The sequence below is a fragment of the Sphingomonas sp. ID0503 genome (assembly GCF_048565625.1).
Classification (GTDB): domain Bacteria; phylum Pseudomonadota; class Alphaproteobacteria; order Sphingomonadales; family Sphingomonadaceae; genus JBLZUR01.
In genome coordinates this window covers 981,861-1,007,327 of record NZ_JBLZUR010000002.1, presented here as the reverse complement: position 1 = coordinate 1,007,327, position 25,467 = coordinate 981,861, and the positions used below count along the sequence as shown (strand labels likewise).

The following is a 25,467-nucleotide window of genomic DNA, read 5'->3' as shown; positions in this document are numbered from 1 at the left end:
CTCGTCAGCTAACGGTGGGATCTATGACAGCCTTGATGGTCTTCCCGCTCTTCGTCAGCGCGAGCGCTTCGCCTGCGCCGGCAACTCCGAAACGATGACTGACCAAGGCTCTGAGTGGCAAACGGTCTTGCAGGGCGACGGCAAGGTGCAGAGCCTGATAGTAGTGCTTTGGCTTCGGGAAGGTCGCACCCCCGATGGTCAGGTTCTTGATCGTCAGGTCACGTGGGCTGATCGGCTGGGTGCCGATTGCGCCCCACAGCCCAAGGATGATGTAACGGCCGTGATTGCCGGTCAGATCGACGCCTTCCGGGAAGGCCCGTAGGACCCCCGCTGCTTCGACCACGACATTCGGGCCGTTCCGGCCAACGCAATCGTACACCATGCGTCGTCGCTCATCGGGCAAGACATCCAGACCAATCGCGACAGTTGCGCCCAGCGTTCTTGCAGCCTCCAAGCGGATCGGCGAACCGTCGATGACCACGATTTCCCGCGCGCCCGCCTGTGCCGCGATCAGGATCGCAGACAGGCCCACTGGACCGGCGCCTTGTACGACGACCGTTTCACCGAGCCGGATCGGGCCACACCGATCGAAGCCGCGAAGCGCCGTCGGAAGCGCGCATCCCAATGCGGCTACGGCCTCTGGCTGAGCGTTATCGGGGAGACGGTAGAAAGGCATCCCGTTCGGGAGCCAGGCATAGTCCGCATAGCTCCCCCAATTAGGCTTCGAGGCGTCCTCGAAGAAGCGCGTGTTCTCGCACGGGGTCTCGTCGAGCACATTGCAGGAATAGCAGCGATGGCAAAGGGCGATAGGCGACCAGTAGACAAGGTCTCCAGCCTTCAGCTCTTCACCCGCGTAATCCGTTGTTCCTCCGGCTCCGAGCTTCTCGATGCGACCGATCCCCTCGTGCCCGAGGATGATCGGGAACGGCATTTCGCCGGCTTCTCCGGTGAGGATGTGAACGTCGCTGCCGCAGACACCACCCAGCACGATCGAGACGAGAGCGCCGCCTGGCTCCGGATCCGCGATCTCGACGTCCCAAGTTTCGAGCTGGTTCGGCTTCACCAGTACGGACGCACGACCTAACATCAACAATCCTCTCTGTGTTCCTATCGCATCTCTTAGAACGTGGTCAGTCCTCGGGCGCTATCCTTGCGGTCAGCGAGTACAAGCTGGCTTAACGTTTCACGTCCCAGACGAGGGGCACGTTCTCCACCGCCGCGACGATCCCGGAGTGATAGATTGGCGCAGCGCCTTCCTTCAGTCGGAACTCCGGGATGCGCTTAAGCCACTCCTCTAGGGTGACGATCACCTCCATCCGCGCCAAATGCAGGCCGGCGCAACGGTGTGGACCACCTCCGAACGTGCTGTGCTGAATACTGCGCCGTTCGAGATCGAGCTTCCAAGGCTCCGGGTTTATCGTCTCGTCCAGTCCGTGAAGCGCCGTCGGCAGCAGGATCATGTCGCCGCGTTTCAGCGTCACACCTTTGTATTCCTGGTCCTTCGCTACCATGCGCGCTTCGGACACGACGGGGAAGCGTCGAAACATCTCCTCGGCACCGCGCATCAGCTTCAGCGGATCGCTGCGCAGGTCGGCGACCAGCGCCGAATGTTTTGCGAGATGGATCATGAAGAAGCTGAGGAAGTTGACGACTGTGTCGAGACCTCCGAGCAGGAGCAGAGATATGAGTCCCTGCGCCTTCTGATGCTCGATCGGCTGACCATTGATCTCGGAATTCACCATGAGTGTGATCAGATCGTCGCCTGTCCCTCCTTTCCGGGCGCGAATGACCGGATCGACATAGGCGTAGAAGCCGTTGTTTCCGGCCTCCAGGTCTGCTGCCATCTCCTCCGGAGTGCTCCCTTCCGGCCGCGTCATCTGACGTGCGAACACGCTGAGGATGGGGATGTCCTCTAGCGGCAGGTCGGCGAGCGCCATGAAAACGTAGACCGGGAAAACACCCGCATACTCGGCCGAGAAGTCGCACTCGCCCTTACCGGCGAACTGGTCGATGAGTTCCGCGGCGACCTGACGCACCCTGCCTTCGACCTTGCGGATTTGAGCGAGGTTGAGGCCCTTGTCGAGGGTCCTCCGATAGGGCGTGTGCTCGGGCGGATCCATGCGCGTCGGCACCATCTGGTACTTCTCGCCGGCCTCCTTGGGCAGAAAGATCACCTCACTCGAGAACCGCTCCGGATCGCTGTAGACCTCTTTGACCGTGTCGCCATTCGTAGCGATCCAGTGTCCGCCGGTGTACGGCGTCCAAATCAGGTCTGCGATTCCAGGGTGCTGAACCTTCTTCCAGGCTTCGTGGTAGCCGCCTTCGATGCCATCGAGTGCGTACATGTCAATCTCGTAAACGCGATTTGCGGGAACATGCGAAGGACGATCGACCTTCGAGCGAGGCGCATCTTCTACGTTCGTGGCCAACGGGTCTCTCCTGAGATAACGAAGATCATACATGCGTGTTCACAGCACGCGTTATGCGTGTTTGATACACGCGCGATCAGCGGGCGACAAGATAGTTCGAGCGCAGCGCTGGCTTCGAACGATCCTAAGAGTTGCCGTCCATGCCGCGGAGAGGTTAGTTGATCAGATGCGAATGCGTGAGCTCGAAGAGAAATCCGGTGTCGATCGTGAGGTGATCCGCATCCTTTTGCGGAAGGGTTTGCTGCCGGAACCGACACGGCTCGCAAGGAACCAGGCCGATTATGACGAGACGCATGTGCGCGCGATCATGGTCATCCGCGAACTCCAGAAAGGGAGCCGCCTTACCCTCGATCAGATAAAGGAGCTGATGGACGGCAATGGTCTGGATAGTGGAGCGGGCGCCACAACCTACCAACATCTCGAGGAGCTTCTTGCCATCCGTTTCGGTCTCGACGAGACTAGGCTTGTACCACTCACCTCGATCTCTGAGCGCAATGTCAAAGCCGAGGCGGACGCTCAGGTCTTTGATCAAATGGGAATGGTCGATCTCGTCGCCGACGGCTCCGAGGCGAAGCTTAGCCTCACGGACGCCAGATTAGTCGAGATTTGGGCCCAGGTTCGTGATCTTGGCTTCGTTGAAGAGACTGGTTTCCCCCCCGAGAACATTGCCTTCTACATGAAGGCGGCGGAGGAGGTCGCCGCGAAAGAAGCCGAGATCTTTCTGAAGGGGAGTGCTGGGCGGATATCTGAGGAAAGCGCCGCTAAGATGCTTCAGGGTGCCCTGCCGTTGATGCTAGACTTCTTCGGCTTGCTTCGGCTCAAGGCATTCATGCGCAACATCCACGAAGCGGTTGATCCAGCGAAGTCTCGAGACCGGCCGGTCCCTTGAGTTAGTACCGATCGTCAGCGCTCTTGTTGGCTGCCTCATATGGTCCGCCTAATGCGAGCGAGCTTAGACGGCGACGGGAATTTCGCGACCTTGCGATTGTGACCGGGGACGCATCCGGCCTTGGCGAGGCAACCGCACATGCACTCGTCGCTTGAGGAGCGAAGGTCACAATCTTCGATCTGGCGAGCAGGGAGAGCGGGTCGCGCGTACATCGAAGGCACCTTTTGCCAAGCCGATGTCGTTAACAAGATATTGCTTGACGCGCGACCATTGAAAGGCTCTCCGTCAGTTTGAACAAAGGCGGATACTGATCAATTACGCCGGCGTCACCACCCACAGGCAAGAAGACCGGCACGCGGGCTCAACAAACTGGCGAGATCGTCGTCCATAACCTTGCCTCGTTTGCCTGCACCATCTCCATCAATCTTGTGGAAATGTTCTCCTGCGACGCGAAGTCGATGAATGGCATGATGTCAGCAGAACCCCTTAACTCAGATGGCGAGCGTGGAGGCATATCAACACCGCTTCGGTCGCGTCGGAAGAAGGTCAGATCGGCCAAGCGGCATACGCTGCGTTAAAGAGCGGCGTGAAAGCCATGATATTGCCCTTCGAACGTGCGAGTTCTATAGTGCCTGCATGGTGCGTACCGCACCTTTGACTTCCTTGGAGAGGGCTATGCCGCGAGTACATGTTCACGTTCTATACCCCCATAGTGAGCGTTTCGACTGGACCTATTATGTTGAGCAGCATATGCCGATGGCGGGCGCAAAGATGGACTTGGTCGAATGGTGGGTCGCCAAAGGCTTGGATGACGTCGCGCCAGCGGCATATCAGGCGATAGCGACTTTGGTGTTCGACTCATTGGAGAAGTGGACCAGCTCATTCGCGGCGTTCGGACCTGATCTGCTAACCGACATACCGAACTACACCGATGCGGTCCCTACCATTCAAGTTACCGAGATCAGTGGATCTGGAAAGAAGGCATAGTTCGTGCCGGCGAACCTTCAAGCTGAGCAGTCACGCCGAAGGCGACGACCTTCCGGCTTGAAGGTCGTTCTTCGAAGTGGCGGTACACGAGCATCTCAGATCGGATCTCCCGCGCTCACGGTGAACCCGACGTCGGTGATGCGCGTAAGAAAGGCGGCGAGTTCCGCGCTTGTTTCGGGGCTACGTTCGAAGCCCATCGGGCCGTTCCATGCGCGGGCGGCATCCAGTATCGGCTTGGACCGTTCGGCTATGGCCACGGAAAGGACATCGCGAACCGCCTCCGGTGCCGATCGGGTGAATGCCTCGATTGCATCACGCAGTGTCGCGGCCTGCGCCTGCAGTTCCAAAGGAGAAAGGCGGGCATCCATAAGCGCCTGCCGACCCTGCTCTACAGCGAAGGCGAGTTCGGCGTCGCCGGCCAATGCGGGAAAGTCCCCCCGCACCGCTTGCGCCATATCGATATGCATCGAGATATCGGCCCGCAGATATCGGTGCCACATGGGCAGGCGATCACGGACGAATGAAAGTGCGCGGATCGACAGGTCGATCTGCTCCACCGCCAAGGGATTATCGCCCGAGACGGAAGGTCGCACCACGTCGCTCAGGGCCTTTGACACCGACGCAAGCAATGTATCAATTTCCGGTATCATCGCGCGACCTCACAAAGGGTTTGGCGCACTTGCTCAAGCTGGAGATAACCAAGCCCACTTAGCCAGGCGACCACGGCATCCTGGTGCGACTTGCCCCCCTTTGCCGAACGATGACAGGTCGCAAGGCAGATGATCGTCGTGTACCAAAGATTGAACAGTTTGAAGTAGCGGAGCCGGTCGCGGTCAACCGTCAACCCCGACTTGTCCTGGTAATCGGTGAGCAGCGCCTCGACCGGCATCAATCCGCAGGCGAGAAATGTGCGTCCGTCCTCATCGACATTGCCAAACTCATATGCCGTGATCCACGCAAGATCCTGGTGCCTGTCACCTACAACGCCCAATTCCCAGTCAAGCCAGGCCGTTATCTCGCCCGTTTCCGGGGAGAAAAGAAAATTTCCGCTTCGAAAGTCCCCATGAACGATCGATACCCGATCTGTTGCCGGGGCATTGCGGCGCAGCCACTGACCGGCGATCTCGATCAAGGGCTCGCTCTCTTGGCGATCCTCCTCCCAAACGCGTGACCACCAGTCGATCTGCTTGAGAATACCCGCATTCGAACCCGGCCGCGGCACCTGGAGCGCCGCGAACGACTTCTGATCCACGTCGATCCGGTGCAAAGCGGCGAGATCACGCGTCACCTGCGGTGCCAGCTTGCTCCGCCATTGTGGCGAGAACGCCATGCCGATCCCGGAAACCTGACCGCTGCCACTCGACGGAGGCTTCGTCACGCCCTCAGCGAATGCGTAAACCAGCGCTGGGTACGGCATCCACTCGCCATCGCCATCGACGAAATAGGGCTCAGGCGCGGCGAGATGCCCCTGTACGGCCCGGAGAAGTTCGAACTCCCGCTGGCGCGACGTCTCGATCGTCGACTCGGCCGGCCCCATGCGGACGACCATTGGATCAACCCGGAATTCGTCTGTCCCGTTCAACCCGCGCCACCGAAGGTCGAAGGCCATCTGCAACTTGGCCGCGCCACCGGCCAACCATCGGGCGTTCTCGATGGTGAAACCAGCACCGATACGGGCACTCAGGAGGCCTTGGAGACCTGCAACGACCTGGTCGATGGTCAAGTGCGCGTATGGCGCCAGACTCCTAGCCCGCATTTTGCGCGTCAGGATGCGGTCGACTTCCGGTTCCACATCGAAAGCCCCGCGGATGCGCTCGATATTCGCCTCGCTCGGGCAATCACGCCAGTCGGTCTGCCTCACCTAAGTCCCCTCGTCATCTGTTCTAATAGAGACCGCTCAAGGAACGTGCCGCGGTGCGACACCTTGGGTCATGAAATTCAAGCCCATGAAGTCCGTAAAGTGCGACGCCCCTGTTTTGCCGTTGCACTCCCACCTCAGCAATGTCTGAAACGACACGCAAGCCGGATTGAACGTGTACCAGGGAGCCGCGGCCAGCGCCGTGCCTACCGCATGGTAGGTACGACCTTTCGCATCCTTGAAGTCGACCACAGTACGCATCACCAGCATATCGCTCCGCTGCGACGACATGCTTGCCTCGACGATCCCGGTCTTCTCGCCATCGACGACGACGAAGCCGAAGCGGAGCGGCCCGTAAGTGACTTCCCGGTCGACGAAGTTCAGTCCCATGGCAAGGAAGGCGGCAAACCCGTCATCGGTGGCGACATGGAACCAGCTGGACCCCTGCTGACCGAAGTCGGGCCGCGGCCCCCAGCTCTTGTCCATGCCATCGATGCAATCGACCTCGTAGGTCTTCCCGTACAGCGTCACCTTGCCGGTGATTCGGCCGATGCTCTCCATATGGCCGTTGTGCCACCCATCGTACCCGGGGACGTTCGCCGACTCCTTGCTATGGGCGACAAGAGGGTTGTCGTTCGGGTCGTGGGTATCGAAGGGATAGCTGAGGGCTACGTAGTCGACGTCGAACCTGCACGCGCCATCCTTGCTGAGATACTGGATCGCGAAATCACGAGGCTGATTTCGGCTCTGAAAGGAAAGTCCGTTCGGAAGCGTAAAATTGGAAAAGTCGGCGGGACACGGCAGGTGGAGCTGCGCGTCGGTGAACCCGCCTTCCCACGGATGATGGCAGAACCCCTTGTGAATCTCGATGCTGCTGTGACAAACGCCCAGGTTCGGACGGGCAAGCACATAGATCGAGCAGCTTATCCCCTCCTCCGGAACGGAGAAGAACAAGAACACCGTCTCCGTCCAGGTCCAGTCGGCAGGATCACGCGCGTGAAAACTGAATACGTCGGCCTGAATCATTCTCTACTCCTGCCGTTAATTCGTATGGATCAAAAGCGGTAACCGACGGAAGCACCATAGGTGACAGGTCGGCCGGTGAACCGGACATACACATCCTGGGACTGGTTGGCGCTTGTCCAATAGTTGGTGTTAAAAAGGTTCCGTCCCCAAACGGAGAAACGCCAAACGTCATCCGGCGATTTCAAGCCCAGACGCGCATCCACGAGCGTATAACCCTTAATCCGCAGCTGAGGAATGTCGCCGATGCTGGCGGTCGTGGAGGAGTTCGAGAGGGAAGAGACCCCGACAAAGGCGTGGAGCGTGTCGCTCACCGGGAATTCATAATCGGCCGCAGCGACGATCGACAGCTTGGGCGAGAACGGGAAGCGGAAACCAGAGTAGTCCGAAAGCACACCGGACTGATTGAATCCGACGAATTCCTTGATCTTGGTATTGATGTAAGTGGCCGCAGCACTGATCTGCAATCCGGTGACCGGCTGTGCCGTCACTTCGCCCTCTACGCCCCAGACACGCGACTTCGGGATCTGCACGAGCGCATCGAGTGGGCCGAAGATGGGGTTCAGCACGCGGCCGCGAAGCTGCTTGTCCTTGTAGTCATAGTAGAACGCCGCGCCGTTTACCTGCACCTTACGGTCGAACAGGGGCTGCTTGAAGCCCACCTCATAGGACAGCAGCGACTCCTGGGTCACCGGACGATATTCACGCACGGTCGCGCCGGCGGTCGTCGGGAACGACCCTGCCTTATAGCCTTTGCTCACCGTCGCGTAGATCAGACCGCGATTGGCGGTTTTGTAGTTGATGCCCGCTCGCCAGGACACATTGTCCTCGTTCAGCCGCTGCGTCAGCGGCTTCACGAGCGGATAACCGTCATCTCCGAATGTGACGTTGTCGGTCGGCGTAAGCGTGATGGGATCGGTGACGAAAGGCGGAAGGACCGTCTGAAGGAAAGTGAACGCCTTGGGAAAGCTGTAGATGTTCGGATCGAGATGACGCTCCCCGATGAACGGAGCGGACGTGTCGAAAAGGCCGGCGCGTATCTGATGCGCACGACGATCGGTATAGCGCGCGCCGGCGATCAGGTTGAGACGAGGAGCGATCTCGTACTCCACGTTGCCGAAGACAGCATACGTCTTGATACGCTGGTTATTGATGGCGATGGCAGGCCCGCCGCGCAGAGGCCCGGCGACATAGCTGGTGGACGCATCCTGTGCATAGAACATGTAGGCGTCGTCCACGCGATCGTCTTCGTAATTGCCGCCGACGGTCCAGATCAGACCGCCGGTGCTGCCGGAGAGGCGTATCTCTTGAGAGAAGGTCTCGATCTTACCCTTGCTATGGAGGTCAGCGATGTTGAGAGCAGATCCGTCATAGTCCTGATATGAGTCCGTCTTGTACCGCTCATATGCGGAGATCGTACTAAGTTTGATATCGTCACTAAGCTCGAAGTCGATCCGGGCGGACCCTTGGATGAAGTTGTCGTCATGGCGCAGCGGCAGACGCTCCGTCCCGAAGTCCCCGGTCCGAGACCAATCCGCAGTGCGATTGTTGTAGTTGGGGAGCGGCGGAAGTGCCGCCACGATCGCCGAGTTCGGGTTACCCGGAGAGCTGATGAACGTTTCGGTACGCTGAGGCGCCTGGCTATCCGACTTGTCCGTCCAGCCGTTCACATTGAAGGACACCTTGAGCCGATCGGCAGGTTCCCAGTCCACAAGGATGCGACCCTGCTTCTCCCGAACCTTCCCCAGCGAGTCGTCGCGGAAGGGGTTCTTCTGCCATGCATCCCCGTTCTTTACCCTCAGTGCGATACGAGCCTTCAGGGTATTCGTGAGCGGTCCACTGACAAAGCCCTGCACGTCGACGGTATTGAACCGGCCATACTCAGCATCCACACCGGCACGGAAATCATTAGTCGGCTTCGCCGCAATGAAATTGATTGCGCCGCCCGTGGTGTTCTGCCCGAACAAAGTCCCCTGCGGTCCTTTCAGGACCTCCACTCGCTCCAGATCCAGGCCGGTCGCCTTGCTCATCGCGCCGAAGGGAAGCGGCACCTCGTCATTATAGACGGCGACGGTTGGCGTCGCGGCAAGCGAGAACTCAAAGAAGCCGACTCCGCGCAAGGTGTAGACCGGCGTGTTGATCGGCGACGGCTGCGCGGTCAGGCCTGGAACAACCTTCGCGAGATCCGCGGTGGAGGCGACACCGGCGGCACGCAACTGGTTGCCGGACGCGACCGTCAGCGAGACCGGAACGTCGTTGATCGATTGCGAACGCTTCTGTGCGGTCACGATAATCTCGTCCAAGCCGCCTGTGGTTGCGGCGTCCTGCGCCAGCGCCGGCACTGCCGAGATCGCCGCAAGGAGGATATTGCAGATCATCAGATCCGCACGGCGCATACGAATGCCCATGAAAAACTCTCCTCATCCTGTGTTGTATGTCTTTTTTTTCATGTACTAACGCGCGACTACTTGTACGGCTGAAACTCCTCGGCATGGATGCGAGCAAGGTCGTAATAATCCTTGTTCCAGCAGAACTCGCACCATCCGACACCGCCTACGCCATCCACCTTCACAATTGTGGCGGACTCTTTCAGGACGATCTTCGGATCAGCGTTGAACTGGTACTTGGCGAAGGTTTCGCACTCAACGCGCGTGACCCGCTGCAGATCATCCACCACGACCACGTCGATCGAGATATGATGCATGTCGTCATCAAAGACATATTCGTGCGCGACCGATGCAACTTGCGACATCACACCGTCTTTGAAGACGAAACCCCGCACATGAACCGCACCGAAGGACTGCATCTCGAAGAAGTGGACCGCAGACGTCTGTGTCGTCGCGTGGAACCATTTGTAGTGCTGGTTAAGCCCCCAGATACGCGTACCCCAAGCGTGGTCACGCTGACCGACCGTCTCGAACGGGATCGACCGCCCCTCTACTCGAAGGACGCCCTTCACATGTCCGTGCTGCTCCATGCGATCGTCGGCGTAGTATTGTGGACACCCGTCCTTGTGAGAGCCAAATGCATATGCCGGATGCATACCATCAAAACGGTAATCCAGCTGAACCTTCTCCCCATGAAAGGAGACGTCGGCGCTCACCATAGGCTCGTCGATCTTGAGCCTTAGCCCGCCGACGCTCCAGTCGTAGAAATCCATGTCCTCGGACACCGCAACGTCTTCGAACCGCTCCTGTATCGGCGCGGAGACACCCGGACCGAAGATGCAGGTCGCGGCGTTCGCGGTGCCGTTACCGTTGATCCAGGGATAGATGAAGCCTGCAAGCCCCTCCTCCGGAAGGGAAAGCATGAAAACCACACCTTCGCGCGAATGCGGAGCCGGCCGCAGGCGATGCCGGTTGTCATGCTCGATCGCCAAAGCCGGGAGAGCGGTCGTCACATTCTCGAAAGCCATCAATCATCCCATCCTTGCGCGGAACGACAGATCCGAAGCGCCCATGGTGGCGTCGGAACTGCGGACGTGCGGTTTTCCGCCTTTCGCCTGGTCATGATGTTGCAACACCTGTGACACTCCGTCAAGCCGTAAACCCGTTTACCGAGACGTGGACCGTTTTAGCTTTCCATGAACAATTTCAGCTGGATGGGTTCTCGCCTGTGATCGACACATCGTTTTTTTACCGGTGAGCGTTGCCTATTTTGGTCGTCGGTCTTTAGAGAATCACATGGCAAGGAACGGAAACGTGCAAACACCAGCGACCCCGACCCGCGACGCATTAGTCGAAGCGGCAGTGGCGGGTATTTCGCGCGACGGATTGGACGACCTGACGTTGCGAGACGTCGCGACGGCTGCCGGCTGCTCGCCCGCCGGCGTTTTCCTCTACTTCGCAGGCAAGAGGGAGCTGATCGCCGAGGCGATGCGGGCAGCGCTTGAGGAAGATGCGGCGTGGCACGACAGTCTCGACCACACGATTGACGGGCTCACCCTGAGCTCTCGCAGCCTTCTCGACCTGGTCTCCTCCTACCTACGACTTCGCAGCATCTGCCGTACAGGTCCCTTCTGGTCGGAGATCTTGTTCAAGGCTGCGGATGTCGACGACAGCGTGGAGCCGCTCCGGCAATGGATTTCGCGACGCGAAGCGTTCTGGCGTAACCACCTGGAGCGCATGGGCCTGGACGGAACTAACGCTCGCACCCTGAACACCTACGTCATGATGGAGGAGGTTTATTCCTTTTCGCTTTGGGACGGATTGGATTACGTCCTTCTGGTAGGTGAAACCTTGCGAGCATTGGTGGCCCGGCTGACGAACGCCTCGCCAGACAATTTCGGGTCGGAGATCACCAGCTTCATGAGCCGGCAGAGCGTCGAGGCGCACGCCTTGGCGCTCCAGGATGAAACCTCATCCCTCAAGGAGCAGCTGCTTGAAGTTGCCATACCCGAGATCCTGAAGGGCGGTATCCGGTCACTGAACCTGCGCCGGGTCGCCAAGCGTGCCAATCGCTCGCTATCTATGATCACGTATCACTTCGGTGACACCGGCTCCTTCATCAATGAGGCCGTTTGGCGGGCCCTGTTCAAGGGCATACCGAAGGAAATCGACCCGAACAGCGGGGGCGGAGTCGCTTTCCCGACACTGCAGGAATGGGCAGACCGGCTCGGAGAGTTGATCGACCCCAGAGGCGACGAGCACCCAGCAGGATTTTACATCGGTGTCGCTCGGCTTACCGGCCAAGCAGCTCTGCAGGCGCGGCGGGTGCCGGAACTGAAGCCGCTGATCCTGCACCTGCGGAAGATCGAAGGATCGGGCACCTATCGAGCAAGCCAGACGATTTGGCCGCCCTCCTGCAGCATCGCCCGGTCTGCGGCGGCCGCGTTCGGTATCTGGGTGAAGGGACAAGCGGTGATGAACGAGACGGTCTGCGACGATGAACCAGTCAGAGGACCCGGGATCGAGCATGTGGTGAAAAAGCTTCTTTCGTGAGCTAACAGCTGCCCGTCAGCTGAACGCGATCATCCGTCTTGCAGGCCACTCAAGACGCCAATCAACCAGACTTCGTAAACCTATTGACAACCACATGACTTCGCCTAGCGTGCGTATAAACGTCACGCAGTTGGCGTAGGTGCATCTATTAGGGAGGATGCGGATGGGCGGAGTCTCGGCTTCTGAGCCGGAGACCAAACGGCTTCGGTCCGGGTCTATGATGTTTCGGGGGTGCTCGCTGTCTCGCCGCCCCGAAATCATGCGCCAACGCTGGCTGACGTTCCTGTTCGGGCTGGAAGTGCCCGCAGGCACATCATCGTAGAACGCGGCCATTCGGCAAGGCCAAGTTGCTTACCACGCGAACTAATAATCACGACTGGGGGATGACCGACGGCGACACCACCATTAACTCAGGACAACAGCTGGGGCACGCTGCGTTTCTGCGCCTGGAACGGCATGCTCTTCATGGCCATATTCATCGTCTTCTGGGGCTGGCTGGGGCGCAACCTGCCGCCATTTGCGGCGTCGGCCTCGGCGGCGGAAATCGCGACCGCCTTTCGAACGCATGGTGCCGAGATCCGTTTGGGAATGGTGATCAGCATGACCTTTACGGTCAGCTATGCAGTTTGGGGTATTTCGATCGGCAAGGTAATGGACCACGTCCTCGGCCGCGATCACATCCTGACGAACCTGCAGGTCTGGGGTGCGGGCCTCACCGTCGTTCCCGTGCTCGTGTCGAGCTCGTTCTGGTTGACGGCGACATACCGTCCCGACACGTTGCCCGACAACATCATACAGCTTCTCTACGATGGAGCGTGGCTGCTGATCGATCTCGCCTATTCGGTGACGTCGGTTCAGATGTTTGCGCTCGGTGCCGGCTTCTTGCGTGACAAGCGAGCGCGACCCTTTTTTCCCAAATGGGTTTGCTGGTTCTCCATTTGGGTCGGCTTCATGTTCGTCGCGGAATGCTTCATGCCCTTCTTCAAGGATGGCGCCTTTGCGAGGCACGGGATCCTCAACTTCTGGATCGAATTTGCGATCTTCTTTGTCTATGCTCCTATCGTTACCTGGTATCAGCTGAAGGCGATCGACCGAATGCGCGCCGAGCTTGGCGAGTAGCGCACGGTGAAGGACATCGTGGGGTACGAAGAACCTGCCGGGGAGCGGCCTTCTCTCCCCGGCGATGAAGGGGTGCTCTTCTTCATCTGCGCGGACATGGCAATGTTTGCCGTGTTCTTCCTGCTTTTCATGATGGGGCAAGCGCAGGACCCGGACACATACCGCACATCCCGCGCCTCCCTCGATCCGCTGCTTGGCCTGCTCAACACCCTTGTCCTGATCGGCAGTGGCTGGCTGATGGTCAAAGCGGTGGAGGCCGGCCGAAACGGGGCATGGGCGAACGTCAAGTTCCGCCTGATCGCCGCGCTCGTGGTCGGTCTCGGCTTTGCGATAACGAAGGCTGTCGAATACATACACAAGATCGAAGCTGGCATCGGACTCACCACAAACGAGTTCTTCGCCTATTATTTCACGTTTACCGGAATTCACTTCCTGCACTTCGTCGTAGGTATTGGCGTCCTCGTGGTCACGCTCCGACGGATGGACACCATGCAGGAAAGTCAGCGCCTTCGCTGGCTAGAGAGCGCCGCCGCTTACTGGCACATGGTCGACCTTCTTTGGCTCGTTCTGTTCCCCATGCTGTATCTCGCTGGAGGAACTCGATGACGCGCTCCAGCGTAGCCGGCATAGCGCTTGTCGTCCTGACCCTCGGAAGCTTCGCCATGGGTGAGACCCACTCCGCGACACTATTCGCCGGCCTGGCCATCGTTGTGGCCGCGATGGTGAAGGTGAACCTCGTCATCTCGGAGTTCATGCACCTGCGATGGCCGCACAGGCCCTTTCGGCAGTTCACCTTGCTTTGGACCGGCGTGATTGCCGCGATCCTCTTTACGGGGCTGACGGTGCTTCCGTGGTAGATGGTTCCTGATCGATCTTGATTGATCCTACTGCCGCTGAAGGGCGGTAAGGCCCACCAGCTGCCGCCGGGTGCAATGACCTGCTACTGTTTCCACTTGCCTTTTCATCATCGTGGTGACTCATAGCCTTCATGGCTAAGCCCGTACGACGTCGCGCCTCACGGCTCTCGAGCGAGCAACGGATCGCGAACATTCTGTCGATCGCCCGTGAGGTGATCCGCGAAAGGGGCTATGAAGATCTGTCCATGGCCGAGATCGCCGCAAAGGCTGGCGTGGTCGAAGGAACGATCTACAGGTATTTCGAAACCAAGCGCGACCTTCTCGTACGCGTAGCCGAGGACTGGTTTTCGGAGCATCTTAATCGAGATCCCAATCTTCCGTCGATCAAGGGTACGTGGAACCGGCTACGCCATCTTGTCTGGCGCGCGCTCGAGATTACTAAGCGCGAGCCAGTCTTGACGCGTTTCCTGCTGACCGAGCTTAGGCCGAGCGCGAGCTACCGGTCATCGCCGTTCTTCGATCTCAATCGTCGCTTCACGGGCGAGATACGCAGCCTTTGTCAAGGAGCGATCGCTGCCGGTGAGTTCCAAAGCGATGTCTCCCCGTCCTTGCTGCGAGACATGATATTCGGATGCATTGAGCATCAAACCTGGGCATACCTCCGCAACGAAGGTGACTTCGACATCAACGAGACAGCCGACGGCATAACAAACGTCATCTATCGCGGGATGATCGTCACCGTCGGCAAGTTTGGCGATTTGGACCGCCAGGTCGCACGCCTCACGACTCTCGGGGATCGTCTGGAACTCGCATTGGCGGCTCGAGGTTAGTCGCAAGGAGTGATAAACTGATCCCGATTGTCCCATCGGCCTTGATTCGAGCGAAGTTGATGCCCCCGGCAGATCGGTTCGAGCGATGTGCTCGACGAAGTAGGTCCCACTGGTCTGTCGATCAGCCGGCTCGGCGCCATGCGATCAGAAACGGGTGATGATCACGTAGCCGGTCGTCTTGAACTCATCCATGTCTTCCAGGACGCCCTGCACCTCTTCAAGGCCGACATGGCGGCTTACCAGAGCGGTGGGATTGAGCCTTCCGGAGGCGACCAGACCGAGCAGCCGCGGATATCCCGATTGCGGATTGCCCTGCGACCCGATGATCGAAAGTTCCTGTAGCACGAGAAGATCAAGGGGAACGCCGACGATACCCTGCTCTGCCCTTCCGGTCATTCCGACCTGAGCAAGCCTCCCCCCTTTCCGAAGCGAGTATAGCGCCCCAAGCGTCGTCGCGGTGCCGCCCAGAGCGTCAATGGCGACCTCCGCTCCCGATCCGCCACTCATATCCTTGATTGCGGCACCGACCTCCGTGGGGTCCATACCCTTGACGTTGAGTGTCGCAAAAGCCCCTGCCGCTCTGGCGGTCGCGAGCTTCTGGTCATCGATGTCGACGGCGATCGTTCGTCCGCCGAGAGCCGCGGAGATCTGGACGGCCGCCAGTCCGACGCCTCCGCATCCATGAACAACGACGAACTCTCCCCCGGCCACGTTCGCGCGATCCGCCACCGCCCGCCACGCCGTCATGTACCGGCAGCCGAGCGCCGCAGCGGTCAGTTCGTCCACGCCATCGGGCAGAGGGATGCAGTTAACGTCGGCCGTTGGAACGCGAATGAACTGCTGCCAGCCGCCGCCCCCCTCGACCAGAAACGGGAATTGTTGATTGTCACAGAGGTGCTGCGCCCCTGCACGGCAATATTGGCAGAAGCCGCAGGCAAGATTGAAGGGAATGGTCACACGCATTCCGGGCTCAACGTGTCGAACTCCCGAGCCTACCCGCTCGATCACGCCGCCGATCTCATGACCGAGCGTGGTCGGCGCGGGCATATCAAGTCCGAGCCATGCGAGATCACCGTTCCAGAGATGCCAGTCGCTCCGGCATATGCCCGAGGCAACCACGCGAACGAGCGCATCGCCGGCCCCGATCTCCGGAACAGGAACTTCTTCGACGAGGAGATCTTTGCGAACGCCCTGGTAACGGCAAGCTCTCATGAGTCCGGCGCCGCCGTGATCATGCACATGGCCCGTCGATAGCGAAATATTAGCGGACATGTGCAACTCTCCTGTTTGATTTCAGCCCTTTGTTCACGAAGTGACTCTTGATGACTTCTTCTCCCACGGTACAGGCGTGAGGCGGCCGGCCTTGATCTCTTCGATCAAGGCGAACTTCTGGATCTTTCCAGACGGAGTAAGCGGAAAGCTTCCTACGAAGAACCATGCGGTTGGTGCCTTGTTAGAGGCGAGACGATTTCTGCAATGTTCGAAGAGCTCGTTGGGATGTGGCGGGGGAACGCACGAAGGCAATATGACGGCAGCGATGATTTCACCCCAGCGCTCGTCCTCGATCCCGACAACACTGACCTGCGTTACACCTGGATGATCAAACAGGGTTTCTTCGATCTCGCGAGGATAGATGTTCATACCGCCGCGTATGATCAGGTCTTTCAGCCTGCCGGTGATCCTCAAATACCCCCTTTCGTCCATCGCGGCCAGATCACCTGTGCGCAGCCAACCATCCGGCCGGATGGTATCGCGCGTGGCCTCCTCAAGGCCGTAATACCCGCGCATCGTCTGATAGCCGCGAATGCAGATCTCACCCGAATGTCCGATGGGGACGATTTCTCCCGTCTGGGGATCCGCGATACAAAGCTCGGTTTGCGGAAGCGGTTGCCCAAGCGTCTCGGCCTGATCGGCGGTCGCGTCGGTTAGCCGGGTCTGACAGGCCACGCCGTTGATTTCGGTCTGCCCGAAAAGAATGGTGAGTCCACATCCAAATGCCGCCTTTGTTCTCGTTACGAGGGCCGCTGGCACGGGCGCGGCACCGGTCAGGATCGTCGTGACGCATGAAAGGTCCCGCTGATGGAGATCCTTATGCTCCAGCATCGCGATGATCATCGTGGGAACGATCAGGCTGGCATTTCCCCGCTCGGACTCAAACAGCTCTAGCATGAGTCCGGCTTCGAAGGCCGGTGCGAGGACATATGTGCCGTGCGCACTCAACGTGCCGAGTAGTGTCACCACCGAGCCCGCGATGTGGAATAGAGGCATCGCATTGATCCATACGCCGCCGCTCGGAAACTCCGCACGCTCCGCAACGAAGCGGGCACTGTTCATGATGCCTAGATGATGAAGCAGCGCACCCTTGGGCTTCCCCGTGGTCCCCGAAGTGAACTGTATCAGCACCGTCTGATCGGCGCCGACATCTGGAAGAGGAACGGCCCCAGGTTCGTTGGCGATGAAGCTCGACCAGCTATCAAAGGAGATGATCTCAGGCGGCTCCGTGACGATCACCCGCGCCGCTTCGATCACCGGCAGGAGAGGCCGGTTCCGATACGTATCGGCGTAGAAGAGGCAAGCTACTTCGGCACCCTGCAATATGGTTGCCAGTTCCTGAACCTCATAGGCAGGATTGATTGGAACAAGAATCATGCCGGCAAGCGCCGCGCCATACTCGACCAAGATCCATTCCGGACAGTTTCCGGCGAAGATCGCGATGCGATCACCCGGGGCGAAGCGCGTGAGTAGCGCTCCAGCCACTCGCTCCGCGTCCTCCAGCAATTGCCGGTACGACCATCGTCTACGGGCGGAGTGCTCCGGAACGCCCTCCACCAGGGCGACCCGATCCGGCACGAGACGGACCGCTTCCCTAAGAGCGTCCCCCACGGATTGCGAGATGAGAGGCCGAGATAGATCCGCCGGCCAGTAAGACTCGGTGAGTGGCGGCCTCATCTGTGGCTCAGGTGAAGCTACAGCAGCACTTGCCATACCGATTTCCGACCCTCTTCGACACCATCCGGCTCTGGAGTTGCGACGATCGGGTGCTCTGCGACCGAGTGACTAAGAGCTGCCACACCCGCTACCTTGCGCCCGATCTCCAAACCTCGCTAATACCTCATCTTCAGAGATACGCCGTAGGTCGCGGGCGTTCCGGGATAGCGACTAATCGTATCGTACGCCGCCAGAACGTTGGTCCAGTAATACTTGTTGAAGATGTTCTTACCCCAGACCTGACCTTCCCATCGGCCGTCCCCGGTCCGAATACCCAGCTGCCCGTCGACGAGCGTGTACGCATCGATGGCATAGACATCCTTACCGTTGACGAGGATCGGGCTGCCGCCCACGATTGCATTGGTCTTGCTGCGATAATTCACGTTGACGCCGATGAAGGCCTGCAGCGTTTCTGAGACAGCAGTCTCATAAGAGGGATTGATCGAGAGCTGCCATTTGGGCGTGAACGGAACGCGGGAGCCGGCGAAATCGGAGAACACGCCACCGGCATTGAAGCCGGAGAACCGCTTGATCGTCGCATCAAGATAGGTTCCAGCAAAGCTTATCGCAGCGCCGGTGACCGGCCTCACGCTCAGCTCGATCTCCCCGCCCTTCACCGAGGATTTCGGAACGTTCTGGAGATTGTCGAGCAGACCAAACACCGGGTCGATCAGCTTCGACCGAAGCTGCTTATTGCGGTAGTCGTAGTAAAAGCCGGTGCCGTTGAACTGGATACGGCGGTCGGCGAGCGTCAGCTTGAAGCCACCCTCGAAGTCAAGCACGGACTCCTGTTTGACGGGAAGGAACTGTGCCGTCGTCGATGCGGCTGCCGTTGGATAACTGCCCGCCTTGTAGCCCTTGGCGACGTTCAGGAACAGCAGGGACCCGCTATCAGGCTTGAAATCGATGCCGACGCGGTACGAAACGTTGTTCTCGTTGAGCCGGTCTACGAAGTTGCCCAGCGAACGGAAGTCGGCCCGGATGGTGGTACATTCATTTGGGCCGACAGGTGCGACGGCCGTTCCACTCACCTGGCTCGCGATCGCCTGAAACACATGCCGGTTGTTGCCGCCGTCGACGTCAACCGTACACCCGTCGTAGAAGCGGTCAGCCTGGGTATAGCGGGCCCCTGCCTTCAGAGTGACCTTGGAAGTGACGTCGAACTCGGCGTTGGCGAACCCGGCGTAGTTCTTCATGATCTGCAGGCTCTTGGCACCGCCGGCGGTCACGCCCAGCGCGTTGGCGGCAGAGGAATTCGCATAACGCAGGAGTTGACGGTCAAAGACGCGATCATGCTCGTAGTTACCACCCACGATCCAGCGAAGACGCTCGCGGGCGCCATTGTCCAAGCGGACCTCTTGCGAGAAGGTCTTTATGCGTCCTGATTGATTGAAGACGTCGAAATCCTGTGCGGCGACGCCGTCCTGATCGAATGCGAGATGGCGCTTGAAATCGATATAGTTGGTCAGGGCCGTGAGCGTGATGTCGTCAGTCAGCTCGTAGCTTGATCGGAGGGCCGCCTGGAATTGCCGGCTGTTGCCGAACGAACCTGGCGAGGCATCCGCAGCCCGCGGGCTGTCAGGCGCTTTCGGATAACTCACAATTTCGGGATCAGCATCTACCCCAGCCACGTTCGATCTATAGTGCTGGAACTGCAAGGCCACAGGATCACTGCGATCCTGCCACGCGTTGAGATTGAGTGCGAATTTGAGCCTGGAACTCGCCTGCCAGTCGAGGAGCAGTCGACCCGCATATTGGCGCTGCTTGCCCGTTTCGCTGTTGGTCGTATAGCCGTGCTGCCAATCATCTCCACGGGTGAGGCGACCCGATAGTCGAGCCTTTAGGGTCTCCGACAGAGGGCCACTCACGAACGCTTCGGCTGTTGCGGTGTTGAATCGCCCGAAGCTGAAGTCGGCACCAGCCTTCAGATCTTCGGTCGGCTTGGCCGCGACATAGTTAATCGCACCACCCGTTGCATTGTTGCCGAAGAGCGTACCCTGCGGCCCTTTCAGGACTTCGATGCGCTCGAGATCGAATGCTCCCAGCGTTGTCTGAACAGGCAGTGGAAGCGGCTGCTCATCGATATAGACCGCCACGTCCGGATAGGCCGCCAACGAGGATTCGCTGAAGCCAACGCCCCGAAGCGTGTAGATCGGGGTATTGGTGGCGCTGTTCGCGAAGGTCAGACCGGGGACGCTATTGGCGATATCCAAGAGGGAGGATATCTGCCTGGACTTCAGCTGTTCGCCAGAAATAGCCGTGATTGCGAGACCCACCTCATTGATGTTCTGGGTTCGCTTTTGCGCGGTCACCACGATTTCGCCGATATCGGATCCTTGCTGAGTGCCGGCATCGGCCGAAGGACCCGCGGTCTGAGCGTACGCAGCTCCACAGATAGCAAGCGACGCAGACGCGCCACACAGATACAATACCTTATGTGCCTTCATCAATCAGTCCTCCCCGACTTTGATCCAAGTCATCGTTTTATTGTACGGTAGCCGCCGTTCACCCGGCTGTGTTCTCGACTGCCCTGGAAGATCGTGACGGCGATTGCGGAAATGCCCCCGCCCTACCCGCCTTCACTTTCCACCGCACCGCAGTGCTGCTCCACCGTAAGGCCCACAGGCTTCCCGCTGAGTCAGCCTCAGTAGAATGCTGATCCGAGCGAACATCTGTCAACTGATTTATCATTTCAGGTGCTGCAGGCCAGTCTGTGGATTTAGGTAACCGAACCCTAGAACTCAGGTGCAACCACATCACGATGTCGGATCTCCGTTTACTTACAAAGCAATTTTCGCGATTTTGTGCGATAAACAAGAGCAGTGGGCGGCGCGATTGACGAGATGAGGAATGCTCAGTACGAGCTTGGATCTGCTGATGTAAGGCGCGCCAGGCCCGCTTGGATGGGACAAGACCAGGACGCTCAGACACGTTGGTGGGAGGATGATGTTGGAAGATGAAGGTGCTGCTCCGCTGCAGCTGTCGCAGAGTGCTGTGCTGATTGCGGGTGGGACATCCGGGGTCGGACTGGCTTGCGCGCGGGAGTTCGCAAAGGCTGGAAGCCGCGAGATCGCGATCGTCGGCCGCAACCCAGAGCGTGGCGAAGCGGCGCTGCGGTCTCTGAAATCAAGCTACGAGGAAGTCGATTTTCGCTTGATCCTGGCCGACGCGAATGTCGTGTCGGAAGCACGACGGGTGGTGGAGGACACCACGGAAGCATTTGGCCGAGTCGACGTGCTGGTCAATTCGACAGCCGCGTCCTACGTGCCGAAACTCCTCTTCCGGATGGATCTCGAGGAGATACCCGAGATCCTGGTTCAGCAGGCCCTTGCTCCGCTGCTGCTTAGCAGCGCGGTCTTGGGCGGCATGCGTGAGCAGAAAAGAGGCGTCATCATCAACATCGCCTCTGACGCCGCAAAGGTTCCCACTCCCGGAGAGACCGTGCTGGGAGCGGCGATGGCCGCGATCGTGACCTTCACCCGAACCCTGGCGATGGAAGGCAAGCGTGACGGCATCCGCGCGAATGCCGTGACGCCGTCGCTGATCGGCGGAACCAACGTGTTCGATCGCGTCATGAACGATCCCTTCAGCGCCAAGTTGTTTGGAAATGCGGCGAAGCTGGCCGAGCTCGGCGTCGTTCAGCCCGACGACCTGGCCGGGCTCATCGTCTATCTTGCGAGCCCCGGCGCGGCCAAGCTGACCGGTCAGGCGATCAGCATGAATGGAGGAATCTCGGCAGCATGAACGCGTAGCCGACAGACGTGCCATGTTCGCTAGCCTGCGCGGCTGGCGACATCGAAGCACGGTTCGGAATAAGCGTAGAAGTCTTCCTGCCGATCTGGCTTCGACATAAGGCAGAGTTGACGACTGCAGACGAGGCGTTAGCCGCAGGTCAGACAGTTCGGCATAGGGCGGTTGGCGGGCACGAGAAGCGCTTCCACCTCTCGCTCGATCGGTTCCAGCCGTGACAGGTCCCCCTTGCACGCCACGATCCCCGCGGCTTCGAGCGCAAGGAGTGCCGCGCCATAGGCTCCGATGATCTGCGGATCTGACGGCACGCTGACATCTGCTTCCAGCGCCTGTGCGAGTAGATGAACCGCCGCCCTGTTTCGCGCCACTCCGCCGGTCATCAAAACCGGCGTGTGTTTGCCCACCCCGGCGATGAGGCCGAGCAGCCGATGCGTGATCGCACGATGAACGGAAAGTGCCACGTCGCGCCGATCTGCACCCCCGGCGAGTAGAGCGATGATCTCCGTCTCTGCGAATGTGGCGCACAGGCTGCTGACCTCAAGATTCCGAGATCCTTGCAGGGCGAGTTCGCCGACCATACCCACATCACATTCCAGCGCACGAGCCAGCACTTCGAAAAAGCGGCCCGTGCCACTTGCGCAGCGATCGTTCATGACGAAGTTCTCCACCAGTCCAGTGGAGTCGACGAGGATGGCTTTGCTGTCCTGGCCACCTATATCGACGACCAGGCGGACTCCAGGGAGGACGACCGCAGCACCCCGAGCGTGGCAGGTTATTTCCGTGTAGGTTCGGCCGATCTCAGGCACAAGCCTTCGCCCGTAACCGGTGCCGATTGAGTAGGTTACTTGTGACTGGTGGATGCCGGCGGCCTGAAGAGCTTGATCGATCGAGCGGCGCATCCCCTCGCGACTGACAGCGCCCATCTGAACGACCGTGGCAGCAAGGACATTGCTGCCTTCATCAAGGATCACGGTCTTCGCAGTCGTCGAGCCGAGGTCGACACCCATGAAGTACGACGACACCCTATTCTCCGATCCCACAAGGCATGTCAGGCGGCACTTCTCATCTTAGCGCGCTTCACGTCTATGGTTTCGAGAAGCGCCTCTAACCGGGCCTCCAGCAACTCAGGCTTATAGTAGGACTCGTCCGCTATATCACCCTCGAAAAACATGGACGGCAGGCCGAGCTTCTCCTGCGCGGACTTTGCGAGCAGCGCTTGCGTGTTCGTGAATGCGCGGCATGTTCGGGTGGAATGGAAGACGATGCCATCGATTCCATAGTCCTCGCAATCCCGGTTCGTCAGGTACTTAAGAGTTCCGACGCCGTGGTTCATGGGACAGAGCAGATAATGTTGCGCCATGCCCCGTATCGGATCTTCGGGATCGATGAGGTCCGGCTCCTGCCAGAACGCGTTATGCGTGTAGCGACCCGCGATCACAGCGACGTCATGTTCGGCGAACGTTCGAGCCAGAACCCCAAGCTTGTTCCAGTTCATAATCCCGTCAAAGTAGAGGCGGTAGCGCTCGTTCTGGATGGCCGGAATACCCAGTTCGATGCGCATCGCCACCTCATCCCTTATCGAACGGAAGTAGGCTACCAGTTCGTCCGATGCCGGCAGAAAGTTGATATGCGCCACGCTGGCAATCCAATCCCAGAACGTCATAGGGGTCGGCGTTACGCCCTTGCACATCATCATCGCCTCACGGCGTAAGGTCGCGGCTTCCTTGATCTGCCCCATGATCCGGCGCAGCGCATCCCAATCGAAAGGCCGTCCGGTCATCTTTTCCAGAAAGACGACCAGTTCGTACAGCTGACGCGAGACAAAGGCCGTGGCCTCTTCCCACTCACGCCCCTGCATGTACATGGCGTCCGGCCTTCCGCCCCAGAGGAATGGCATCGAGATGTTGAATATCGGCACATCCTTGCCGAACACACGATAGGTGATTTCATCCCACTGCTGACCCGTGCTGCAGCCGGCATATGCATTCACGAAGAAATTGGGGACGGGCAACCTGCTCGCGAGATGTTCGCGATTGGCTTCGCTGACGACACCATTCCTGGCCTCCTCAGCCCCTTTCTTCGCAAGCACGGCGCACCCGAGATGAGTTCGCGCGTAGGAGCAAAGCTCGTCCACATATCCGTACTCTTTGCCCGCGAGCTGAGCGGCCTTCTCCAGCCGCTGGGCCGCGAGGCGAGCGGAGAAGGCCTCGCCATGAACCCACTCGATCCCGGCCGCCTGAAAGAAGGGGTTCACCGCATCGCCATTGTACCAGACGACCTGAGCTCCCCGCTCGCGTGCGGTGAAAATGTTCTCCCAATAGTCACTCACCATGTGACGTCCGGCCGCGGTCGCGGCCAGGCGGGTCGTCTTGCCGGCTACTGCCGTGCTGGTCTGTGTCACCGGATCTCTCCCACCTGGAGTGCTGGTTAAGAGCATGCCGACAGCGCGGCCGCATGGGGCGCGGCAGCGCGTCGCGCCCTGCGGATACGCTCCAACATGGCTTCGATCCGGGTTCGCACCGTCTCTGCGGCCAAGCCTTCATGCTCCGTCTCGATCAGGACGTGCGGTACACCGCGTTCCTCAAGAGCCCGCTTCAACTCGGGATAATAGAGCATGTGAGGCTCGCAGAACTTCGCCATCAACACGACGATTGCCTCGGCCCCACTCTTCTCAATGGCCTGAAGAAGATAGGCATCCCAATCCACGTCGTTCTGAACGCGCGTCGGACACGGGATGGCGACGTTTCGATTCAGATACCAAGCTGCCAGGCCTTCAAGAGGAGGAACATTCTCCGGCGTATCGGTCGATATATAGCGAGCACCATGGTACAGGTCGTCGTCTACGACAATCGCGCCCGCACTTTCGATCAGGTCGAGGAGGTTCGGCTTGGGCGCATGGCAGAAGTGCCCTGACAGGTGCAATCGGATGAGATCGGGATCTGCCGAGTTGCGTTCGCTTGCCGACTTGATCTCTCTCAGCAATCCACTGTGCTCTTCGATATCCATGACCATGCTGGATTTGACTATCACCTGCATAGCGGCCGCCGGGATTGTCAGACGCCCATCGCGGCGTGCGTCGAACAGCCATCGTTGCAAACGCCTGTTCTCGTTGAACAACACGATGCTGCGCTGTAGATCTTTACTTGTTATGAATTTGCCGAAAAGGCCCTCGAGATCGGAAACGAACGACCGAGTGCTTTTCATGACTTCGCCCGTTGTCCAACGATCCCCCATAGCTGAGATCAGTTGACTGAAGATCAGAGGCGTATCAGGATAGTACTCGCGAACGACGTCTGCGGCGCCAAAGATCTGTATGCAATGATCCGCCAGAACGAAGGCATCATAGCTGCCCAGCCTTGCCATGGCCGCCTGATCCGCGATATTGCGCGTGTACCCGCAGTTGAATTCTGACAGCAGATTGTTACCCGCCGTAATCGGCTCCGCATCTTCCTGGATGATAACGGGTAAAGCGCCGGCAGCATGGACGATTTCCACCGGGAAGTTCATCGGAAAGATGCCGACGACAGGTTGCCTATGCTCCGCCTTCCATCTTCCCACATAATTGAGGGGATCGTCCGCCGCTTGGCGCAACCTTCGGAAAGCTTCGACCGACCCAATCAGTCCAGTCACAATACGCCTCTTCTCGCGGAGCGGTCGGCAGGCGTTGGCGCAGGCAGACAACTTACCCCAGTTTCAACGGACCTGTAAGTCAATTTGATAGTGAGTCAACCTCAGAATGATCAAAAGCCTCGTCCCGTTCGCATCAAGGTGGCGCCTCTTACCATCTCTGATGTTCG

21 protein-coding genes are annotated in these 25,467 nt (G+C 59.2%); 8 read left to right on the top strand and 13 right to left on the bottom strand.

What is annotated here, in order from left to right:
- Positions 1-4: 4 nt before the first annotated feature.
- Together ACM608_RS05760 and ACM608_RS05755 are read right to left on the bottom strand one after the other, a co-directional pair.
- Positions 5-1,087 carry a zinc-binding dehydrogenase gene (locus ACM608_RS05760; protein WP_419682301.1) on the bottom strand — a complete coding sequence of 361 codons (1,083 nt, stop codon included), beginning with the start codon at positions 1,085-1,087 and terminating at the stop codon, positions 5-7.
- 88 nt (positions 1,088-1,175) lie between these two features.
- Complete coding sequence (locus ACM608_RS05755) at positions 1,176-2,462, bottom strand: cytochrome P450 (RefSeq protein WP_419682300.1); 1,287 nt, start codon at positions 2,460-2,462, stop codon at positions 1,176-1,178.
- Positions 2,463-2,601: 139 nt separating this feature from the next.
- On the opposite strand from ACM608_RS05755, the gene ACM608_RS05750 reads away from it, so the two are divergent.
- Together ACM608_RS05750 and ACM608_RS05745 are read left to right on the top strand one after the other, a co-directional pair.
- Positions 2,602-3,318 carry a MerR family transcriptional regulator gene (locus ACM608_RS05750; protein ID WP_419682299.1) on the top strand — a complete coding sequence of 239 codons (717 nt, stop codon included), beginning with the start codon at positions 2,602-2,604 and terminating at the stop codon, positions 3,316-3,318.
- A gap of 636 nt (positions 3,319-3,954) precedes the next feature.
- A complete protein-coding gene (locus ACM608_RS05745; RefSeq protein ID WP_419682298.1) occupies positions 3,955-4,305 on the top strand; it encodes an EthD family reductase in 351 nt (116 codons plus the stop codon).
- Between the two features lie 95 nt (positions 4,306-4,400).
- Here the strand turns inward: ACM608_RS05745 and ACM608_RS05740 are convergent, their stop codons facing one another.
- From ACM608_RS05740 to ACM608_RS05720, 5 genes are read right to left on the bottom strand one after another with little or no spacing between them, the layout of a single operon-like run.
- On the bottom strand, positions 4,401-4,922 hold the full coding sequence (locus tag ACM608_RS05740; protein WP_419682297.1) for a hypothetical protein: 522 nt from the start codon (positions 4,920-4,922) through the stop codon (positions 4,401-4,403).
- A gap of 29 nt (positions 4,923-4,951) precedes the next feature.
- Positions 4,952-6,166 (bottom strand): phosphotransferase family protein, encoded by a 1,215-nt coding sequence (locus ACM608_RS05735; RefSeq protein ID WP_419682296.1) that lies wholly within the window; start codon positions 6,164-6,166, stop codon positions 4,952-4,954.
- 36 nt (positions 6,167-6,202) lie between these two features.
- The gene (locus ACM608_RS05730; protein ID WP_419682295.1) at positions 6,203-7,189 is read right to left on the bottom strand and encodes a DUF7064 domain-containing protein; all 987 of its coding nucleotides are present in this window, start codon (positions 7,187-7,189) and stop codon (positions 6,203-6,205) included.
- A gap of 29 nt (positions 7,190-7,218) precedes the next feature.
- Complete coding sequence (locus tag ACM608_RS05725) at positions 7,219-9,594, bottom strand: TonB-dependent receptor (RefSeq protein WP_419682293.1); 2,376 nt, start codon at positions 9,592-9,594, stop codon at positions 7,219-7,221.
- Positions 9,595-9,650: 56 nt separating this feature from the next.
- Positions 9,651-10,601: a DUF7064 domain-containing protein gene (locus ACM608_RS05720; RefSeq protein ID WP_419682292.1), complete on the bottom strand. Its 951-nt coding sequence runs from the start codon at positions 10,599-10,601 to the stop codon at positions 9,651-9,653.
- Between the two features lie 226 nt (positions 10,602-10,827).
- Here ACM608_RS05720 and ACM608_RS05715 point away from each other — a divergent pair, with 226 nt between their 5' ends.
- The 5 genes from ACM608_RS05715 to ACM608_RS05695 all read left to right on the top strand — a co-directional run bounded on the left by ACM608_RS05715 (position 10,828) and on the right by ACM608_RS05695 (position 14,932).
- Positions 10,828-12,126, top strand: a complete 1,299-nt coding sequence (locus ACM608_RS05715) for a TetR/AcrR family transcriptional regulator (protein ID WP_419682291.1) — start codon at positions 10,828-10,830, stop codon at positions 12,124-12,126.
- A gap of 465 nt (positions 12,127-12,591) precedes the next feature.
- The gene (locus tag ACM608_RS05710; protein ID WP_419682290.1) at positions 12,592-13,245 is read left to right on the top strand and encodes a hypothetical protein; all 654 of its coding nucleotides are present in this window, start codon (positions 12,592-12,594) and stop codon (positions 13,243-13,245) included.
- A 6-nt stretch (positions 13,246-13,251) separates the two neighbouring features.
- The gene (locus tag ACM608_RS05705) at positions 13,252-13,851 is read left to right on the top strand and encodes a cytochrome c oxidase subunit 3 (protein ID WP_419682289.1); all 600 of its coding nucleotides are present in this window, start codon (positions 13,252-13,254) and stop codon (positions 13,849-13,851) included.
- On the top strand, positions 13,848-14,102 hold the full coding sequence (locus tag ACM608_RS05700) for a cytochrome C oxidase subunit IV family protein (protein ID WP_419682288.1): 255 nt from the start codon (positions 13,848-13,850) through the stop codon (positions 14,100-14,102). The genes ACM608_RS05705 and ACM608_RS05700 overlap by 4 nt, the downstream gene beginning before the upstream one ends.
- 131 nt (positions 14,103-14,233) lie before the next feature.
- Positions 14,234-14,932, top strand: coding sequence for a TetR/AcrR family transcriptional regulator (locus ACM608_RS05695; protein ID WP_419682287.1), 699 nt, complete (start codon positions 14,234-14,236; stop codon positions 14,930-14,932).
- A gap of 144 nt (positions 14,933-15,076) precedes the next feature.
- Here ACM608_RS05695 and ACM608_RS05690 read toward each other — a convergent pair whose 3' ends face one another.
- From ACM608_RS05690 to ACM608_RS05680, 3 genes are all read right to left on the bottom strand, one after another.
- Positions 15,077-16,204: an alcohol dehydrogenase catalytic domain-containing protein gene (locus tag ACM608_RS05690; protein ID WP_419682286.1), complete on the bottom strand. Its 1,128-nt coding sequence runs from the start codon at positions 16,202-16,204 to the stop codon at positions 15,077-15,079.
- Positions 16,205-16,237: 33 nt separating this feature from the next.
- Positions 16,238-17,815 carry a class I adenylate-forming enzyme family protein gene (locus tag ACM608_RS05685; protein ID WP_419682285.1) on the bottom strand — a complete coding sequence of 526 codons (1,578 nt, stop codon included), beginning with the start codon at positions 17,813-17,815 and terminating at the stop codon, positions 16,238-16,240.
- 221 nt (positions 17,816-18,036) lie between these two features.
- A complete protein-coding gene (locus ACM608_RS05680; RefSeq protein WP_419682284.1) occupies positions 18,037-20,367 on the bottom strand; it encodes a TonB-dependent receptor in 2,331 nt (776 codons plus the stop codon).
- 502 nt (positions 20,368-20,869) lie between these two features.
- On the opposite strand from ACM608_RS05680, the gene ACM608_RS05675 reads away from it, so the two are divergent.
- On the top strand, positions 20,870-21,664 hold the full coding sequence (locus tag ACM608_RS05675) for an SDR family NAD(P)-dependent oxidoreductase (RefSeq protein WP_419682283.1): 795 nt from the start codon (positions 20,870-20,872) through the stop codon (positions 21,662-21,664).
- 137 nt (positions 21,665-21,801) lie between these two features.
- Here ACM608_RS05675 and ACM608_RS05670 read toward each other — a convergent pair whose 3' ends face one another.
- From ACM608_RS05670 to ACM608_RS05660, 3 genes are read right to left on the bottom strand one after another with little or no spacing between them, the layout of a single operon-like run.
- Positions 21,802-22,692, bottom strand: a complete 891-nt coding sequence (locus tag ACM608_RS05670; protein WP_419682282.1) for an acyl-CoA dehydratase activase — start codon at positions 22,690-22,692, stop codon at positions 21,802-21,804.
- A 26-nt stretch (positions 22,693-22,718) separates the two neighbouring features.
- Positions 22,719-24,071, bottom strand: a complete 1,353-nt coding sequence (locus ACM608_RS05665) for a 2-hydroxyacyl-CoA dehydratase subunit D (RefSeq protein WP_419682281.1) — start codon at positions 24,069-24,071, stop codon at positions 22,719-22,721.
- Positions 24,072-24,097: 26 nt separating this feature from the next.
- Positions 24,098-25,300, bottom strand: coding sequence for a 2-hydroxyacyl-CoA dehydratase subunit D (locus tag ACM608_RS05660; protein WP_419682280.1), 1,203 nt, complete (start codon positions 25,298-25,300; stop codon positions 24,098-24,100).
- Between the last annotated feature and the right edge of the window lie 167 nt (positions 25,301-25,467).